Origin of the sequence: Marinimicrobium sp. UBA4209, from assembly GCF_002381585.1 — a bacterium.
Taxonomy (GTDB): domain Bacteria; phylum Pseudomonadota; class Gammaproteobacteria; order Pseudomonadales; family Cellvibrionaceae; genus Marinimicrobium; species Marinimicrobium koreense.
Genome location: NZ_DFTP01000004.1, coordinates 47,037 through 65,268, shown reverse-complemented (window position 1 = coordinate 65,268; position 18,232 = coordinate 47,037). Strand labels below are relative to the sequence as shown.

General features: G+C 62.4%; 19 protein-coding genes and 1 pseudogene. 7 read left to right on the top strand and 13 right to left on the bottom strand.

The features are described 5' to 3' along the window. The 3 genes and pseudogenes from B3187_RS00695 to B3187_RS00685 all read right to left on the bottom strand — a co-directional run. Window positions 1–353 (bottom strand): annotated as a pseudogene (locus B3187_RS00695) (GGDEF domain-containing protein); the annotation flags it as partial. Window positions 354–503: 150 nt separating this feature from the next. After that, the gene (locus tag B3187_RS00690) at window positions 504–1,142 is read right to left on the bottom strand and encodes a thiol:disulfide interchange protein DsbA/DsbL (protein WP_286804195.1); all 639 of its coding nucleotides are present in this window, start codon (window positions 1,140–1,142) and stop codon (window positions 504–506) included. 91 nt (window positions 1,143–1,233) lie between these two features. Continuing rightward, window positions 1,234–1,914, bottom strand: coding sequence for a c-type cytochrome (locus tag B3187_RS00685; RefSeq protein ID WP_024461902.1), 681 nt, complete (start codon window positions 1,912–1,914; stop codon window positions 1,234–1,236). Window positions 1,915–2,090: 176 nt separating this feature from the next. On the opposite strand from B3187_RS00685, the gene yihA reads away from it, so the two are divergent. Further along, window positions 2,091–2,744 (top strand): ribosome biogenesis GTP-binding protein YihA/YsxC, encoded by a 654-nt coding sequence (yihA, locus tag B3187_RS00680; protein ID WP_286804194.1) that lies wholly within the window; start codon window positions 2,091–2,093, stop codon window positions 2,742–2,744. Window positions 2,745–3,115: 371 nt separating this feature from the next. On the opposite strand, the gene polA is transcribed toward yihA, so the two are convergent. Next, the gene (gene polA / locus B3187_RS00675) at window positions 3,116–5,842 is read right to left on the bottom strand and encodes a DNA polymerase I (RefSeq protein WP_286804193.1); all 2,727 of its coding nucleotides are present in this window, start codon (window positions 5,840–5,842) and stop codon (window positions 3,116–3,118) included. A 363-nt stretch (window positions 5,843–6,205) separates the two neighbouring features. On the opposite strand from polA, the gene B3187_RS00670 reads away from it, so the two are divergent. After that, entirely contained in the window at window positions 6,206–6,484 is a 279-nt protein-coding gene (locus B3187_RS00670; RefSeq protein ID WP_123639425.1) for a hypothetical protein, read from the top strand. A gap of 144 nt (window positions 6,485–6,628) precedes the next feature. Here the strand turns inward: B3187_RS00670 and B3187_RS00665 are convergent, their stop codons facing one another. Beyond that, a complete protein-coding gene (locus B3187_RS00665; RefSeq protein ID WP_286804192.1) occupies window positions 6,629–7,579 on the bottom strand; it encodes a zinc ABC transporter substrate-binding protein in 951 nt (316 codons plus the stop codon). A gap of 80 nt (window positions 7,580–7,659) precedes the next feature. Between B3187_RS00665 and B3187_RS00660 the strand changes: the two genes are divergently transcribed. From B3187_RS00660 to B3187_RS00640, 5 genes are all read left to right on the top strand, one after another. Continuing rightward, window positions 7,660–8,151, top strand: a complete 492-nt coding sequence (locus tag B3187_RS00660; protein ID WP_286804191.1) for a Fur family transcriptional regulator — start codon at window positions 7,660–7,662, stop codon at window positions 8,149–8,151. Further along, window positions 8,144–8,899, top strand: coding sequence for a zinc ABC transporter ATP-binding protein ZnuC (gene znuC, locus B3187_RS00655; RefSeq protein WP_286804190.1), 756 nt, complete (start codon window positions 8,144–8,146; stop codon window positions 8,897–8,899). Before B3187_RS00660 ends, znuC begins: the two co-directional genes overlap by 8 nt. Beyond that, on the top strand, window positions 8,892–9,677 hold the full coding sequence (gene znuB, locus B3187_RS00650; protein WP_024461895.1) for a zinc ABC transporter permease subunit ZnuB: 786 nt from the start codon (window positions 8,892–8,894) through the stop codon (window positions 9,675–9,677). The genes znuC and znuB overlap by 8 nt, the downstream gene beginning before the upstream one ends. A gap of 92 nt (window positions 9,678–9,769) precedes the next feature. Then, complete coding sequence (locus tag B3187_RS00645) at window positions 9,770–9,985, top strand: hypothetical protein (protein ID WP_123639427.1); 216 nt, start codon at window positions 9,770–9,772, stop codon at window positions 9,983–9,985. A gap of 114 nt (window positions 9,986–10,099) precedes the next feature. Then, on the top strand, window positions 10,100–10,960 hold the full coding sequence (locus B3187_RS00640) for a UDP-2,3-diacylglucosamine diphosphatase (protein WP_286804189.1): 861 nt from the start codon (window positions 10,100–10,102) through the stop codon (window positions 10,958–10,960). A gap of 43 nt (window positions 10,961–11,003) precedes the next feature. On the opposite strand, the gene B3187_RS00635 is transcribed toward B3187_RS00640, so the two are convergent. The 8 genes from B3187_RS00635 to B3187_RS00600 form a co-directional block, all read right to left on the bottom strand. After that, a complete protein-coding gene (locus B3187_RS00635) occupies window positions 11,004–11,786 on the bottom strand; it encodes a platelet-activating factor acetylhydrolase IB subunit (RefSeq protein ID WP_286804188.1) in 783 nt (260 codons plus the stop codon). A gap of 68 nt (window positions 11,787–11,854) precedes the next feature. After that, entirely contained in the window at window positions 11,855–13,072 is a 1,218-nt protein-coding gene (locus tag B3187_RS00630) for a UxaA family hydrolase (RefSeq protein WP_286804187.1), read from the bottom strand. Beyond that, complete coding sequence (locus tag B3187_RS00625; RefSeq protein WP_286804186.1) at window positions 13,065–13,412, bottom strand: UxaA family hydrolase; 348 nt, start codon at window positions 13,410–13,412, stop codon at window positions 13,065–13,067. Before B3187_RS00625 ends, B3187_RS00630 begins: the two co-directional genes overlap by 8 nt. A gap of 3 nt (window positions 13,413–13,415) precedes the next feature. Continuing rightward, window positions 13,416–14,402 carry an aldo/keto reductase gene (locus B3187_RS00620; protein WP_286804185.1) on the bottom strand — a complete coding sequence of 329 codons (987 nt, stop codon included), beginning with the start codon at window positions 14,400–14,402 and terminating at the stop codon, window positions 13,416–13,418. Window positions 14,403–14,576: 174 nt separating this feature from the next. After that, entirely contained in the window at window positions 14,577–15,377 is an 801-nt protein-coding gene (locus B3187_RS00615) for an IclR family transcriptional regulator (protein ID WP_286804184.1), read from the bottom strand. A gap of 70 nt (window positions 15,378–15,447) precedes the next feature. Continuing rightward, window positions 15,448–16,290: an amidohydrolase family protein gene (locus B3187_RS00610; RefSeq protein WP_286804183.1), complete on the bottom strand. Its 843-nt coding sequence runs from the start codon at window positions 16,288–16,290 to the stop codon at window positions 15,448–15,450. Further along, window positions 16,287–17,576 carry an L-fucose:H+ symporter permease gene (gene fucP, locus B3187_RS00605; RefSeq protein ID WP_286804182.1) on the bottom strand — a complete coding sequence of 430 codons (1,290 nt, stop codon included), beginning with the start codon at window positions 17,574–17,576 and terminating at the stop codon, window positions 16,287–16,289. The genes B3187_RS00610 and fucP overlap by 4 nt, the downstream gene beginning before the upstream one ends. A 65-nt stretch (window positions 17,577–17,641) precedes the next feature. Continuing rightward, window positions 17,642–18,232 (bottom strand): SCO family protein (locus B3187_RS00600; protein ID WP_286804181.1); only part of this gene is annotated, 591 nt, incomplete at its 5' end.

The following is an 18,232-nucleotide window of genomic DNA, read 5'->3' as shown; positions in this document are numbered from 1 at the left end:
TCCCGGGGTGGCCCCAGGGATTGCAGTTGCTTGACCAGAGCCGTCAGGGCGTCGAGGATCTCAACATCGGCGGACTCTTTTCGGCTCTCAAAACTTCTTACGCTCTGGTCGAGCCGATCGGTCAGTTCGGGCAGACGCTCCAGCGCCTGGTCGCCGCGCAGGGTTTTGCGCAGCTCATCCAGCAATTCGTCCAACTGGCGGTCCTGCCCATCGGCAATAATGCTCAGTTGCACCAGGGCCCGGCGCAGTCGCTGGTATTGGTCATCGGCCTGACGCTCAAGCGCGTCGTGGGCGTCCAGAGCATCCAGGTACTTTTCTCGCCAAGTATCGTCGTCCGTTGTTCGGAGGGTCATGAAAAATCCCGCGTTTGCTGAAAACTGCCCAGACAGTATAGCCGTTCCCCGCCCGCACTGTCGGCCAAAACGACCTTTTTCCTGACCCGGAAACGACAACGCCCGCTCTGGGAGCGGGCGTTGTCAGCACGTTGGCGCGAACTCAGGTAGTCAGAGCGCTCCCTGGCGAATCTGTTCAACCAGGTGGTCCACCACTCGCAGCATCTCGCTGTGGCTGCCGGTCATCCGGGAGCTGACCCGGTACTTGCCGTCGACCACCATTTCCGGGGTGCCGGTGATCTTGTAACCGCGAACCCGGGCGTCGGCCTGACGCACCTGGCTGGTGATGCCAAACGAGTTGAAGGTTTTCAGTATCCGCTCGCGATCCGCACCATAGGTCTCCAGGAAGTCGGCCCACTGCTCGGCACTGCGGAACTGTTTGCCTTCCTGATGCACGGCGGTGAACACGGCCATATGCACTTCATCCAGCAGCTCCATGGCCTTTGCGGTATAGAAGCCGCGCGCATAGGCCTCCATGGTGGCGTTCCACATGGCGGGGGTCTGCACAACCGCCACATCATCTTTCTGCTCTTTTTTCCACGCCCGAATCAGCGGCTCGAAGTTGTAGCAGTGGCCACAGGTATAGGCAAAGACTTCGACCACTTCAATCTTGTCCGAGGTGCTGGTGGGGACCGGCTCGGCCAGGGTCTCGTAGTGCTCGCCTTCTTTATAGTCGGTTCCGTTCTCGGGGGTCTGGGCGACGGCGGTCAGCGATACCATCATCGCCAGAACAGCTAACACAATGCGCATAGTTGGCTCCACGTTATTCATTATCGGAGGGCTCGGGCCCGGTCAACGTGACTCAGAGCCCGAACCGGCGGGTTTAGTTCCCGCCGTGCAATCAGTTCAGGCCGCCGATGTAGTTCGCCACCGCCTTGATTTCGGCGTCACTGAGGTTTTTGGCGCTCAGACGCATCATCATCGACTCACCATCGTTCATACGGTCGCCGGCGCGGAAGGCGCGCAGCTGGGCCTCGATGTACTGTGGGTACTGGCCACCCAGGCGCGGGAAGGCTCCCGGCTCATTACCCTGACCATTCGGTGCGTGGCAACCCATGCAGGCCGGCACACCAGTCTCCTGATTGCCGGCGCGGTAAATCTGCTCACCCAGGGCCAGCGCATCAACTTCAGCGCCCGAGTTCACCTGCACCTGCATTTCCTGGGCACCGCTCAACTGCATGCTCTGACTGGCGTAGTAAGCGGCAATATCCTGCAGGTCCTGATCGCTCATGCCCTTGAGCATGCCGGTCATCTGCACCACCTCACGGCCAGTCGTGGCCTTGGCCTCTCCGGTGGCATTATCCCAGGCCTGGATGTCCTGAAGCTGCTTGTACAGATAGGGCTGGCCCAAATCGGCCAGCTTCGGGAAGCTCGGCGCCGGGCTGTTACCATCCTGACCGTGGCAGGCGGCGCATACAGCCACTTTTTCGGAGCCCGCTTCCGGGTCACCGGCGGCGCTTGCGCCCGGAACCAAAACCAGTGCGCCCAGCGCGAGGAGCAAATGCTTCACTGAATATTTCATTGGCTAACCTGTCAATTCGTTTATTGTGGGGCCCGCTCCGCAGTGTTCGGGCGACATTTGGCCGCCTACGGGCTACAATCGGCTGCCCCACTCGGCCCCAGGGCCACTTTTCGCGCCGGGGCCCCAACGGGGGCACCGCGCATTATATGGGATAACACAGGCTTTTGCAGGGTTTTATGACCACAGAGATCAACTTCCGCGGCGCCACATTTGAACAGAGCGCCCCCAGTATTCATCAGTGTCCACCGGAGAACGGGTTGGAAGTCGCCTTCGCGGGGCGTTCCAACGCGGGCAAATCCAGTGCCATCAACACCCTGACTGACAATTCCAAACTGGCCCGAACCAGCAAGACGCCCGGGCGCACCCAACTAATCAACTTTTTCAGCGTGGGCGAAGGCCAGCGCCTGGTGGATCTGCCCGGGTACGGCTACGCCAAAGTCGCCCGGGCCATGAAAGAGGAGTGGCAGCGCAACCTGTCCGAGTACCTTCAGGAACGCGACTGCCTGCAGGGGCTGGTGCTGCTGATGGACATCCGCCACCCCATGCAGGAGTTTGACTCCATGATGATCAACTGGGCCGTGGAAGTGGAGATGCCGGTGCATATCCTGCTGACCAAAGCGGACAAGCTCAAGCGGGGGCCGGCCAACAGCACCCTGCTGGCCGTGCGCAAGCAGATGCAGGCGGCGGGCGTGAGCGATCTGGTCACCGCCCAGTGTTTTTCATCACTCAAGCGCACCGGGGTGGACGATCTGAAGCGCAAACTGACCGAATGGCTGACGCCGGCGCAGGAAGTCGCACAGGAAAGTGAGGATTCTGAGCCCCGGACATAAAAAAACCGGCGACCAGGGGGCGGCCGCCGGGGGCAATGACTGGCACCCTTGGGGTGGCGCCAGTTAAGCGGAGGAAAGACTGCAATCGTTGCGTCTGTTCTTTAAGACGATGGTCATTCAGGAAAGTTCCGGCCCCGCCTTCCGGAATGTGTCAGGTTTTGTAAAGCCTCGGCGCCACGCAATCGACGGGCAAAAAAAACCCGACCAGTGGTCGGGGTAGCTGAGTAAAGCGGTTAGCCAAGTGGCGTCATGCCACGTTAGGGGAGTTGCACATGAAACACACTGTTCATGTTTTATGGGACCGGGCATAGGTCCCGAAAGTTCACTCCCTCTGAAAATTTTTTTTACCCGCGGCATCACAGGGCCAGAATTCAGTGGGCCTGATCCCAGTTATCCCCTACCCCGGCCTCTACCAAGAGTGGCACTTTCAGGTCAGCCGCCTTCGACATCCGCTCGACAATACCCTCGCGCACCTCGTCCAGCTGGCCTTCGGCCACTTCCAGCACCAGTTCATCGTGCACCTGCATCATGATCCGGGCGTCCAGCTTTTCCTTCAATAGCCAGCGATCCACATCGATCATGGCCGCCTTGATGATATCCGCCGCGGTGCCCTGCATGGGCGCATTGATGGCAGTGCGCTCGGCACCCTGGCGCAGGTTGCCATTGCGGGCGTTGATCTCGGGCAGGTACAGGCGCCGGCCCAGTAAGGTTTCGACGTAGCCCTGCTCCCGGGCCTGGGCGCGGGTATTGTCCATATAACGCAGCACTCCTGGGTAGCGGTCGAAGTAGCGGTCAATGTATTCCTGAGCTTCCTGGCGACCAATGTGCAGCTGCTTCGCCAGACCGAAGGCGGACATGCCATAGATCAGGCCAAAGTTGATCGCCTTGGCCCGCCGGCGCATTTCCGGGGTGACCTTGTCCAGCTCGGTACCGAACACCTCGGCGGCGGTGGCCTTGTGAACGTCCAGCTCCTGCTCAAAGGCGTTGAGCAATCCTTTATCCTCCGACAGGTGCGCCATGATGCGCAGCTCGATCTGGGAGTAGTCCGCCGCCAGCACCTTGTAGCCCTTGGGGGCGATGAACGCCTGGCGGATGCGCCGGCCTTCCTCGGTGCGAATGGGGATGTTCTGCAGGTTCGGGTCCGAGGAGGACAGCCGACCGGTGGCGGTCACCGCCTGGTGATAGGAGGTATGGATCCGCCCCGTGGCCTTGTTGATCATCAATGGCAGCTTGTCGGTGTAGGTGCTCTTGAGCTTGCTCAGCCCCCGGTATTCCATCAGCAACTTGGGCAGCGGATAGTCCAGGGCCAACTCCTGCAGAACCTCCTCGGCGGTGGAGGGTTTACCCTTGGGGGTTTTCTTGAGCACCGGCAACTTCTGCTCGTCGAACAGGATCTCCCCCAGCTGCTTGGTGGAGCCCAGGTTGAAGGGCCGACCGGCGATCTCGTGGGCCTCTTTTTCCAACTGCGCCAGACGCTCACCCAACTGCCGGCTGTGTTCCCCCAGAACCCTGCCGTCCACCAACGCGCCGTTGCGCTCGATATTGGCCAGCACCGGAACCAGCGGCATTTCCAGGTCAGTAAACACTCGCTTCAGGGAATCGGTTTTCTCCAGCTCGGGCCAGAGGCGGCGATGCAGGCGCAGGGTCACATCGGCATCTTCGGCGGCGTAGGGGGCCGCGTCGTCAATTTTGATCTGGTTGAACGTGAGCTGCTTGGCGCCCTTGCCGGCAATGTCCTCGAACGAGGTGCAGCGATAATCCAGGTAGCGCAGCGCCAGGCTGTCCATGTCGTGACGGCCGCTGGTGGAATTGAGCACATAGGATTCCAGCATGGTATCGAAGGCGATACCGCGCAGCTCGATGCCGTGATTGCGCAGCACATTGCGGTCGTACTTGAGGTTCTGGCCCACCTTGGCTTTTTTCGGATCCTCCAGCAGGGGCTTGAGTGCCGCCAACACCGAGTCCCGATCGAGCTGATCGGGCGCACCCATGTAATCGTGCGCCAGGGGCACATAGGCTGCCTTGCCAGGTTCCACGGCAAATGACAGTCCGACCACTTTGGCTTCCATGGCGTGCAGGCTGGTGGTTTCGGTATCAAACGCAAACAGCTCGGCACTCTTGAGCGCCTTCAGCCAGGCATCGAGCGACGCCTGTTCGGTGACCACCTCGTAATCCACCGCCACCTCGGGCTCGCTGGCCGTCGGCGCCTCGCCCTCCTCGGTGGCTGGCTCCAGCTCCGCCACCCAGGTGCGAAACTCCAGTTCGGTGAAAATCTCGCGCAGGCGATTGTTATCCGGCTCCCCGCGGGCGATATCTTCCGGCCTCAGGTCCAGCTCGACATCGGTTTTGATGGTGGCCAGCTGTCGGGACAGGTAGGCCTGATCCCGGTGCTCTTCCAGCTTTTCCGGCATCTTTTTGGCCCCGCGAAAACCCAGTTCGCGCACCGCCTCCAGGTTGTCGTAGATTGCATCCAGGCCGCCCAGGCCCTCAATCAGCGCGCGGGCGGTCTTTTCTCCGACCCCCGGCACGCCGGGAATATTGTCGGACTTGTCCCCCATCAGGGCCAGGTAGTCGATCATCAGGGGCGGCTCAAAGCCGTACTTCTCCCTCACCCCATCTTCATCGAGGTGACTGCCGGTCATGGTGTTGACCAGAGAGATGTGGCGGTTGACCAGCTGCGCCATGTCCTTGTCACCGGTAGAAACAATCATATCCCGCTGCTGCTCGCTGGCCTGGTGGGCCAGGGTACCGATCACATCGTCGGCCTCCACGCCCTCAATCACCAGTAGAGGTAAGCCCATGGCCTCCACAATGTCCTTGATCGGCTGGACCTGGGGGCGCATGTCATCGGGCATGGGCGGGCGCTGGGATTTGTACTCGGCGAACAACTCATCGCGGAAGGTCTTGCCCTTGGCGTCGAACACCACCGCAACGGGGCTCTCCGGAAAGTCCTTGAGCAGCCGGCGCAGCATACTGATGACACCTTTCACCGCCCCGGTGGGCTGGCCTTTGGCGTTATTCAGGGGCGGCAGGGCGTGGTAGGCGCGATAGAGGTAGGAGGAGCCGTCCACCAACACCAGGGGGGCTTTCTGGGTCATAAGGTCACTTGTCTCTGAGTCTGAATCTGAATTGCAACGCTGTGCGTCTAATCCTATGTGGTTGTGGGCAAGCATACCCCAAAACCGAGCGGGGATTCAGCCGCGCCTTATAACCAGATGTCTGTTACTGGCTTGTTACCCGGTGATTTTTGAGGCTTCACTTCCAGAATTACCGCTAACTATGCGAATTACTTAACAAAACGCTCACTTTTTTATCATCAATATGAAATACCACTAGACTATAGTAACAACTGTGTTACTATAGGTAACACATAGAGGCGATCCCTCTAAACACACATTCACAAGCTGCTCTATACCAAGGTGAGCAGCTTCCATCTGGGGAAACCCATGGAGGGCGAAACCATGAAGACACTTGGCCTGATGATCGTATCTGTATTGTTTGCCGCCAACGCGGCCGCCGAAGGGGTTACTGCCGGCGCTCAACCCAACATGGCCATCGCCGCGGCAGAAGCCGGCGTCGCCATGCAGTGGGATCTTCCGGAAAGCGACAGCACCGAGCAGGATACCCTGATGCGTCAGGACCTGGAGAAGCAGTCCCGGGAACTGAACGAGAAACTGGAAGCAAAACTCAACGAGCGGTTGAACGAGAAGCTCAGCCGTCAGTTGCAGGCGGACCTTTAACCCCTCGCTTGCGCCCGCCTCCGGCGGGCACTTTGTACTCTCCCCGCCCGGTGGCTGCTACCGGGCGTCGTAACGACTTACTCTCCTCGCTTGTCTCCCCGCCCGGCCTCTGGCCCGGCGGGGATTTTTTTGTCCACGTTTCGGCTACTGCAGACAGGTCGCCACCGCCTCGCCGAGCGCTTCCAACAGCTCAGGGTAAGTGTCGGTCGACTCGGTCGCGCCCAGCAGATCCAGCTCGCCGAGTTTCAGATCGAGCTCATCCGCCAGGCTGCGGGCGGAACTCATGTCGTAATAGGGTTCGGTGAACAGGCACACAGCGCCCTGCAATTGCTGGCGCAGCTCGTACAGGTGTCGCGCCCCCGGACGCCGCTCCGGGGACAGGGTGACCGAGGCCACCTGGTTCAGGTGGTAGTGGCTGACAAAATGGCTGTATCCCTCGTGATACACCGCAAAGGGTCTCTCCCTCAGCGGATGCAGCCGGGATTCGAGGCGTTGATCCAGCGCCTCAAGTACCTCGGCCAGGGCCGCGGCTCTGGCCCGGAAGCCCTCGGCCTGGGCCGGTGCCAATACCGCCAGGCGCTCGGCCAACGCGGTGGCGATCCCCCGCCCATTCTCCGGGTTCAGCCAGAGATGAGGATCCCGGCCGCCGTGGTCGTGATGATGCCCGTCTGAATGATCGGTTTCATGGCCGTGACCTTCGTGTGCTTCCTCCCCATCCGGCCAGTGCAGGGTCGGCAAGTCAATCAGGGTCATACGTCGATCGTCGGGCAGGTTGCCAAGGGGACGGCGCAAAAAGGTCTCCAGCTCCTCACCCACCCAGAGCACCAGGTCGGCCTGCGCCAGTCGCTGCATATCGGAGACTTTCAGCGGGTAGTCGTGGGGGGAGGCGTTGGGCGGCAACAGGTGACTCACCCGGCCCTGGTCCCCCACCACCGCCTCGGCGATCAGCGCCAGCGGTTTGATGCTGGTCAACACCTCGACCTCGGCCCGGGCCGGTGCCGCCAGAGCCCACAATAAAAGCAGCGCATACCCGACGCCGCGTCCACCGGCAGATCCGGCAAACCAGGATGACAACAGGGGCTTGGGTGGCAGCATAGTCAGACACTCGCGTGATTGGGCGTAAAAGGTTATAGTGTAACATCTTTGCAGTAAAGCATTTGCTTCGAGGCACGGTCATGACCGACACCCCCATCGCCTTTCGACATCACAACCACGGCCACTGCGTGCGCAGTGCCCTGGCATCCGCGCGCAGCCTGTGCACCGAACGCGGGGCGCGTCTGACGCCGCTGCGCGAGCAGGTGCTCGAGCTGGTATGGCAAAGTCACAAGCCCTTGGGCGCCTATCAGTTGATGGATCAGCTGGCAGAGGCCTCCACCCGTCGAGTAGCTCCCCCCACCGTGTACCGGGCGCTCGATTTTCTGCTGGAGCAGGGCTTGATCCACCGGATCAACGGCCTGAACGCCTACGTCGGCTGCCCCAGCCCGGAACACCGCCACCCCAGTCATTTTCTGCTCTGTCGGGCCTGCGGCGTCGCCGTGGAGATGGAAAGCAACGCCATAACCCAAGCCATTCAGGCCAATGCGGACAACGCCGGCTTTCAACTGGAAGGCCACTCCCTGGAGGTGACCGGTCTGTGCCCCGACTGCCGGGAGCATGCCCATGAGTGAACCGCTGCTGACCGCCCGCCAGATCGGAGTGCGCCGGGGCGGTAGAGACATTCTTCAGGGCGCGGACCTGACCCTGGAAGCAGGCAAAATCGTCACCCTCATTGGCCCCAATGGCGCGGGCAAGACCACCCTGGTGCGCTGCGTGCTCGGGCTGATTCAGCCCGATGAGGGCCTGATCGAGCGCCGCCCGGGGCTGCGCATTGGCTATATGCCCCAGAAACTGCATATCGATCCGAGCCTGCCCCTGACCGTCAAACGCTTTCTCACCCTGGGCGGCACACCGCGCCTGCCCCTGGACGAAGTGCTGGCACTGACCGGCATCGAGGCGCTGACCGGGGCCACCATGAGCAATCTGTCCGGCGGCGAAACCCAGCGAGTGCTGCTCGCCCGGGCGCTGCTGCGCGACCCGAATCTCCTGGTTCTGGACGAACCCGTGCAGGGGGTGGATGTGACCGGCCAGGAGGCCCTGTACCGGCTGATCAATGATATCCGTCGCCAGCGCCAGTGCGGGGTGTTACTGGTATCCCACGATCTGCACCTGGTCATGGCGACCACCGATACGGTCATCTGCCTGAATCAGCACGTGTGCTGCCACGGACACCCCGAGCATGTGACCAACGACCCGGCGTATATCGCCCTGTTCGGCGAGAGCGCCAAGCCCCTGGTGGCGCCCTATACCCACCATCACGACCACACCCACGACGATCACGGCAACATTGTGGAAAAGGACCAACACCGGCATGCCTGACTTTCTACTCTATGCCCTGCTGGCCGGCCTCGGAGTAACTCTGGTCGCGGGCCCCCTGGGGGCACTCGTGGTCTGGCGCCGGATGGCCTATTTTGGCGACACCCTGGCCCACTCCGCACTGCTCGGGGTAACCTTCGGGCTGCTTCTGAACATCAACCTGAATCTTGCCGTGGCACTGGGCTGTCTGCTCCTGGCGCTGATTCTGGTGGCCCTGCAGCACAACCGGTTTCTGGCCACCGACACTCTGCTGGGGATCCTGTCTCACTCCACCCTGGCCCTGGGGTTGGTCATGGTGAGCCTGTTTACCAACAGCCGCATCGATCTGCTGGGCTACCTGTTCGGGGACATTCTCTCCGCCAGCGCCGGGGATGTGGTCACCATCTGGGTGATCTCGGTGCTGGTCTCCGTCCTGCTGTTCCTGCTCTGGCGACCGCTACTGGCGATTACCGTGCATGAAGATCTGGCCCGGGTGGAAGGGGTTCCGGTCACCGCCGTGCGCACCGCCCTGATGCTGCTGATGGCCCTGGTGATCGCCATTGCCATGAAGGTGGTCGGGGTGCTGTTGATCACCGCCTTGCTGATCATCCCCGCCGCCACCAGCCGCCGGCTGACCCACACCCCGGAAACCATGGCTCTGGGCGCCAGCCTACTTGGCGCGCTGTCGGTGCTCGGGGGGCTGGCGGCGTCCTTCTATTGGGACAGTCCGGCGGGCCCTTCCATTGTACTGTGCGCCACGGGGCTGTTTGTCCTCTCGCTGCTGCGCCGGGCGGAGGTTTAGCCGGGCAAATTATTTTCGTCGGACGGCTTTCATTGTGCGATTTTTGTGCAATACTGGGTTATCTACTCACGTTGTGCAGAAGGAACGTGCTTATGGCCAGCCCCAACGTCGTCATCGGCAGAGAATCGGTGCGCGGTGACGCTATCGCCGCGAAGGTGCATCAGGATATCGCCTTCCTTACCGACCGCCTCCACCGCCTCGAAAGCCAGACCAATCCCAACCCCCAGGTGCTGAAAGTGTATCGGGATATGTTGGAGAGCCGCTATGCGGTGCTGGACTGGTTGAGCCAGAGCGGCGAACCTCACTGACCCGACCCGGGGCGCCGCAGTGCGCTCCTGTCATCAAATTTTCATCGCATTGTTGTCGTTTCGTCATTGCCCATCGCCAGACTGTTCGCATCATAGGCCGACGGGACACCCTCAATGACCGACGCAACCTCTCCCGCAATGCAAGCCCCACACCGGGCGTCCAAACACCTCTCACCACTGATCAACAGCCGAACCATCTGGATTTCCGACCTGCACCTGGGTAACCGGGACTGCAAGGCGCAATATCTGTTGCGTTTTCTGGACGACATCCAGTGTGACACGCTCTATCTGGTGGGGGATGTGATCGATTTCTGGGCGCTGAAAAAGCGCTTCTGCTGGCCCGCCGAACACTACCAGGTGATGCTCAAGCTCTATGAGCTCGCCGGGCGAGGCGTGCGGGTGATCTACGTGCCCGGCAACCACGATGAGCCCATGCGGCGCTTCGACGGCGACCTGTTCGGGCCGATCGAAATCGCCGAGGAGCACGAATACCAGAGCGCCGATGGCCGACGCTGGCTGATCATGCACGGCGATGCCATGGACGCCTATATCAACCTGAGCTGGATTACCCGCTTTGGCGGCGACCTGGCCTACGAGCTGCTGTTGTTCATCAACCGCTGGTCCAACCGTTTCCGGCGCTGGTTCGGTCGCCCTTACTTTTCGTTGGCCGGGCTGATCAAGAGCAATATCAAAGGTGCCCGGGCCGCGATTGAGACCTACCAGACCGAGGCCATGGAAGAGGCCCGGCGGCGGGGCTTTGACGGGGTGATCTGCGGGCATATCCACGCCGCCGCGCTGCTGGAGCAGAACGGCATGCACTATGCCAACACCGGTGACTGGATCGAGAGCTGCACTGCCCTGCTGGAAGATCACCAGGGACAGATTCATCTGCTGCACTACAGTGATCAGGTGCAGTGGCACACCAGCGCCCCCGAAGAGGCGCTGGCGTCATCGGAAACGGCTCAGGCCGCCTGAGCCATCTCCCGGAAGTGAGCACCGGCAGGTCCGGGGACTGGGATCAGCGCTCTTGCGCCGGCAGCGTTCCCCGGGTCATCAGGGACTGAACCATCGGCTTCAGCGCCTCCGCCAGGCGCTCGTAGCCCTCGGCGTTGGGGTGCAGCAGGTCCGGCATGATGTCGGAGTGCAACTGGCCCTGTCCGTCCATGAACACCCGGTTCACATTGGCGTAAAACACCTCTGAGCCATCCGCCAGAGACCGGATCATCCGGTTGATGTCGCGATTGTTGGTCCGCATCTCATCGGCGGGTGTTTCACCCCGGGGAAAGATGGCCAGCAGAAGAATTTTGGTGTCCGGCAACCGCTGGCGCAGTTCGTTGACGATCGCCGTGACCCCGGCCGCCACATCCTCCGGCGGATCCATCCGGTGTCCGGTGTTGTTGGTCCCGATCATCATCACCACGAGCTTCGGATCAATGCCCTCCACTTCCCCGTGCTCCAGCCGCCAAAGCACGTTTTCCGTGCGGTCGCCGCTGAACCCCAGGTTCAGGGTACGCCACTGACCAAACGTCGCTTCAAACGCCTCGGCCCCCTCACCTTCCCAGCCCTGGGTAATGGAGTCGCCCAGAAACACCAGTTCCGGATCGCTCGCCCGGGCGGCCAGCTTTTCCTCGTGACGGGGCATCCACCAGTCGATGGCCCACTCCTCTTCCAGGGGCGCCAGGGTCAAGGCGGGCACGGTAGCCTCCTGTTGGTCAGTCTTGTGCTCCGGCTCGCCGGAGGTGGTGCAGCCCGAGAGGGTTGCCAGTAGCATCAGTAAAAGCGCGGGAGTCCTTCGAATCATGGGTATTGTCCTCATTGTGATTATTGGTCAGTGCGATCATAGCACCCGGTTCGGGCCTGATGAATGCCTCAGCCCTGGCGCACCGGCAAGCAGCCGGGCCCAATGGGCTCAAACGATTTATAGGTCAGGATGAATTCCTGGTGCCCGAGGGCTTCGGACACAGAGCGCTCGCCGGCGGCAACCGCTCTGACGCGCTGATAGATCTCCTCTCCCACCTCATCCAGGCTGGCCTCGCCGGTGAGAATCCGCCCGGCGTTCACGTCCATGTCCCCGCTCAGGCGGCGGTAGGTTTCGGGGTTGGCGCACACTTTGATGACCGGCGAGATGGCCGACCCCACCACCGAGCCGCGGCCGGTGGTGAACAGCGTGAGGTGGCAACCACTGGCAATCATTTCCACAATCTCGGCGTTGTCGGCAATATTCGGGAAACCGAACCGGGGCTCGCCATCGGGCACCACATCGAGCAGATAGAGCCCGCCCGCGGGCGGAATATCGCCGGGTTTGATCAGACCGCTGATGGGCGAGGCGCCGGATTTGGAATAGGCTCCCATGGATTTTTCTTCCAGGGTGGTGAGTCCGCCATCCGCATTGCCCGGCGCAAAGCTCCCGAATCCCATGGTCCGATAGTAGCGCTCCGCCTTGGCCACACAGGCCTGAATCAGCTCCCCCAGTTCCGGAGTCAGAGCCCGCTGCGCCATGATGTTTTCGCAGCCGATCAGCTCGCCGGTCTCCTCAAAGACGCATGCGGCGTCTTCCGCCACCAGATGATCAAAGCAGCGCCCCACGGCCGGGTTGGCGGTGATGCCACTGGTGCCGTCGCTGCCCCCGCAGATGGTGCCCACCACCAGCTCGTTCAGGGCCATGGGAACTGGTGTCTGACCGGCCAACTCGACACCCATGGCCTCGACCTTCTCGATCCCCGCCGCGATGGTGGCGGCGGTGCCACCGGCCTCCTGTATCACCAGCAACTCCACGGGTCGGCCGGACGCGGCGATGTGCTCCCGCAGGCCGTCCCGGTCCATGCTCTCGCACCCCAGAGAGACCAGCAGGACCGCGCCCACGTTCGGGTGGGTGGTCAACGAGCGCATCATCCTGCCGGCGTATTGATTGGGAAAACAGCCCGGGAAGCCGATCAGGTGTACATCCAGGTCGTCGAAGTGCTGGACGATCCGGCGGCTGACATGATGCGCACACTCCACCAGATAGGCGACCAGCACCACATTGCGAATACCCTTGCGGCCATCGGCGCGGACAAAACCCCGAAGCGGAGCTATGGAGTCAGTCATTAGGCGGCTCCTGTGACGGTGGGCTGACCTGGCCGCCGGACGCACGGGTATGGCTGGCCAGGTAATCGCTGCTCAGGTTGTGCATATGCACCCAGTCGCCCCGGGCCACCGGGGCCAACAGGGAGCCGATCGGCACCCCGTATTTGAGAACCCTGTCGCCGGCGGCCAGCGCGTGACGGGCCAGCTTGTGGCCCACCGGCAGTGCGCCGTTCAACACCAGCGCCTGGCCATCCAGGGTAATCTCGGTGCCCTCGGGCAGGCTTCGGGTGGTCACCAGTACGTTGTCGTCCGGGTGCAGCAATATCAGGGCATCGGTCGAAACGGGTGTGGTCTCGGACATGGCTCAAGACGCCTCCACCGGACAGGGCGCCGTCTCCGGGAGCAGGCCCCGGGATTTCAGTGCGCTCCAGAACCCTGTCGGAATCGGCTGATCCATCCAGAGGCGCGCGCGACTCACTTCCGCAGCGCTGGCACAGCCGGCAATCACCGATGCCACCGCCGGATGGGCGGCGGGAAATTGCAGCGCGGCGGCGGGCAATGGCACCGCAAACTCGGCGCAGACCGCCTCGAGCGCGGCGACCCGATCGATCACCCAGGCCGGCGCCGGGGCATAGTTGTAGTAGTGGGGGCCGGCGGTGTGCACCCCGGTGGCGAGCACGCCGGAGTTGAAGGCGCCGCCGACGACCACCGACACCCCCCGGGCTTGGCACTCGGGCAGCAGGCGCACCAGTGCGCCCTGCTCGAGCAGGGTGTAGCGACCGGCGAGCAGCAGGACGTCCAGTTCCAATTCCCCCAGCGCCCGCTCGCACACGGCAACCTCATTGACGCCCAACCCAATCGCCTGGATTTCTCCGGCTGCCTTGCGCTCCTGCAGCGCCCGGTAACCGCCGGTGCGAAACTGCCGCCAGAACCACCTATCCTGCTCGCCATGGGTCACCGGGCCCAGGTCGTGGGCGTAGACAATATCGGGAAGCCGCCCGAGGCGCTCGGCGCTAGCCGCCAGTTGACGCTGCACGGCGTCATAACCGTAATCAAAGACAGGGGTAAAATCCGCCGCCCCGGCAAAGCCGAAGCGGACCTCGTTGCGTGCTCCGGGATCAACGGGCTGGAGGGTTCGCCCCACTTTGCTCGACAGGGTTACCGGCCGCCCCGCCAGCGCCGGGCCCAGGCGCTGTTCGCTCAGGCCAAAACCGTAATGGGGGGCGGTATCAAAGTAGTCGATACCCTCCGCCAGCGCCTGCGCCACCGCAGCCTGCGCCTGCTCCTCCGGGAGGGGGCGGTAGAGGTTGCCGATGGGTGCCGCACCGAATCCCAGTGTTGGCAGAGTCATTGCCGTGCGGCCCAGCGTACGGCGTTGCAGAGAACGGGAGTGCGTCACAATAGCCCTTTTTAAATCGCCCGAAGCGTTGCGAAAGTTTTTATAATTAAAAACCAGATCACAAGTAAAAGTAAAAATCGGTACTCTGTCAACCGGTTTTTCGCGGCGGGACGGTCCGGGCAATGGCTACAGGCTGTGCTGCCTGAGCAAGGTGGACAGCTCGGTGGCCGCCGCACGGAGTTTGCTGAGCGCCTCGTCCACTGTGCAACGCTCCGGTTGGTAGCGCACGAACGGCACGGTGAGGGCCGCGACAGCGCCCCGCGCCCCCATCAGCGGCGCCGACAGGTCGGTCACCCCGTCGATGAAGTCACTGGGCGTGCGCACATACCCCTGCTCCCGGGCCGCCTCGGCCCGGGCCATAAACTCCGCCAGGGCTTCCTCGCCCGCCGCCGCCAGTTGTTCACGCATCACCGCCTGAGTGTCGCCGCTCTGAAAGCCGTAGAGGGCCAACCCGGACGCCGCCTGAATCATGGGCCGCCGGTAGCCGACCCGCACCGAAAACCCCAGATCTCCCGGGTTTTCGATGCGACCGATCACCACAATCTGATCGCCGGAGGCCGTGGCGATATGACAGGATTGGCCGATCTGCCGGGCGAGCGCGGACATGACCGGCAGCGCCAGCTCAATCAGGGTTTTGGTGGGTGCCCGGGCAATGCCCAGGGTAAACAGTTTGTTGCTGAGGGTGTAACCATCGCGCCCCTCGGCGGGCACGATATAACCCCGGTACTCCAGTGCCAACACCATGCGAAACAGCTCGCTCACCGAACGCCCCAGATGGGCGGCTATCTGGGAGGTGGTCATGGGCTCACGACGGCTCGCCAACAGCTCCAGCACATCCAGACCTTTCTCCAGTGCGGGCGCCTTGTATTTGCGCTCGGCGTCCGCCTCGCCGTTTGCGGTTTTATTGCGGTTTTTGTCGTCGTTCATTCTGGAATATCCCAAGGCCGATCGTTCACGGCAACGCCCTGCGACGCGCCATTTTTTTGGAAAGCCAGACTCAAATCGCCAGGCCGTATACCGCTCGGGCGTTGCCCCTGAACACCGCCGCCTCCTGCCCCGGAGTAACGGCATTGACCCGGTGCCACGCCAGGGTCAACCAGCGGCTGTAGTCTCCGGCCAGGTTCAGCACCGGCCAGTCACTGCCCCAGAGCACCCGCTCGGGGCCGAAGATCTCCAGTCCCGAATCCAGGTAGGGAAGCAACTCCTCCCAGGGCTGACCCGGCGCCAGCTCGGTGGCCAACCCCGAGAGCTTGCAATACACCCGGGGACAGCTCGCCAGCGCCTTGAGCCCCTGCTGCCAGCCACCGAGCCCGCCCCGGGCGATATCCGGCTTGGCACCGTGATCAATCACGATGGTCAGATCCGGGTGCCGGCGGGCCAGCTCCAGCAGAACCGGCAAGTGCCTCGGACACACCAAGGCATCGAACACCAACCCCTGCACCGCCATGGCGGACAGCGCGTCCGGGTTGGCCCGATGCAGAATCCAGTCGTCCTCTGGCAGCGCCTGGAGCATGGGCCGTAACCCCTTCAGCCACGGATTCTGCGCCAGCGACCGGATTCTCCCCGGGGCCGCCTCCCGGGTCAGGTCCGTCCAGCCCACCACGCCGAGGATGGAGGGCCAGCGCTCGGCCAGCGTCAGCAGATAATCGGTATCGGCCTCGTTCGGCTGGGACTGCACCAGAACCGAGCCCACCACACCCCGGGGGGCGGCCTCCCGCCAGAAGTCCTGCGGACCGAAATCGCGATAAATGGCCCGCAGGTCCGGCGTGGGCCAGGAACACTCGGGCCGCGTCAACTGCCAGCAGTGCTGGTGAGCGTCGATGATCCCCAGACCGGTCATCCAGCACCCCGCACCGAACGCCGGGCGAAGGCCGCCACCACCAGAAAACACCCCAGCGGGACCACGACCGAAATGTTAATACGCGTGAGATCCGAAACCAGACCCATCAGGGCGGTAATGATCGCCCCACCAATGATCGCCATGATCAACAGTGACGATCCCGCCTTGGCCAGGGGCCCCAGCCCTTTCAGACTCAACGCAAAAATGGTGGGAAACATCAGAGACATGAAAAAGCTGGTGGACACCAGCGCCAGTAGCCCCAGGTGTGTGGGCCACAATATCGCCACCGCACAGAGACCGACACTGATCAGGGCGTAAGCAAACATCAGACGGGCCGGCGCAATCCGTCCCATCAGCCCGGTGGCCACAAAGCGGCCGACCATAAACGCCACCAGAGACGCCGCCAGATAATCGGCCAGGGCCTTTTCACCCACACCGGGCAAAGCGCTCTGACCGTAGCGGATCATGTAGCTCCAGATACACACCTGTGCACCGACATAAAAAAACTGCGCCACCACGCCAAACAGGTAATAGCGCTCTTTCAGCAGGGCCCGAAAATCCGCCAACCGGAACTCCCGCTTGTCCTGCTCACACCCGCTACCCAAAGGGGGAAAGCGCACGCAGGCGACCGCCAGAGCCCAGAAAAAAACCACGGCGGCGATCGCCAGATAGGGGCCGGCGACCGCCTGAACCTCGCTGGTATAGAAGGCCGTGCGCTCTACCTCACTCATCCGCGCCAGCGCATCGGGGCTGTGCTCCACCCCGGAGAGAATAAACTCGCGGCCGATCAGCACTCCGGAAATGGTTCCCAGGGAGTTGAACGACTGGGCAAAATTCAGGCGTCGCTCGGCGGTTTCCGGATCGCCCATCGCGACGATCATCGGATTGGCCGAGGTCTCCAGAAAGGCCAGGCCGCTGGCAATGACAAACAGCGCCAGCAGAAAATAGCTGTATTCGTGCGCCAGCGCCGCCGGATAGAACAGGCTCGCGCCCAGGCCATACAGCAGCAGCCCAATGATCACTGCCACTTTATAACCAAAGCGTTTCATCGCCACCGCAGCCGGTATCGCGAGCGCAAAATAACCGAAATAGAACGCGGACTGGACCCAGCCCGACGCGAAGTCACTCAGGACAAAGGCCTTCTTGAACTGGGTGATCAGGATGTCATTGAGGTTGTTCGCCACGCCCCACATGAAAAACAGGCTGACGATCAGCACCAGGGGCAGCCACAGGCTGACGCCGGACGACGTTCGGGCCTGATGGGTCGTGTGGGACGATAGCGACATGGGGCCGTCTCTCCAACAGGGTCACCGACTTGGCACCGCTCGATGCCGTGTCGTCAACGCATCGGCTAGTGCGGGAATGCCGCGACGATGGACCCGTAGTGTTCAGCCAGCCGGGTGGGATCAAACGGCGGTTTGAAGAAACCGTGGTAATCGCCCATGGGGTTGAACAGGACGATATTGCCGCTGTGATCGACCGTGTAATCGTCGTCGCTCTGAGTGACCTTGGCAAAGGCGACATTGACCTCGTTGGCCAGTCGCTTGAGGGTCAGAAATTCGCCGGTGACACCGACGAAGTCTTCGTGAAAATAGGGCACGTATTCCGCCAGCACCTCGGGGGTGTCCCGCGCCGGGTCCAGGGTGACCAGCAGCACCTGAGTGCGCTCGGCCAACTCCGGCGGGAGCGCTTCCATGGTCCGGGCCAATTCCGCCATCGCCATGGGGCAGATATCCGGGCACTGGGTGAAGCCGAAGAAGGCCAGGGTCCACTGGCCCTTGAGCTGCTCCGGAGTGAACGTTTCGCCCCGATGGTCCACCAGCTCAAACGCGCTGACCCGACGGGGCTGCTCGAACACCAGGGTGCCCTGCTCCCGCAATGCCTCCCGGTCCAGGGCCGGCTCGCGGGTGACCTTGTACACCTGCAGGCCCACGACCACCGC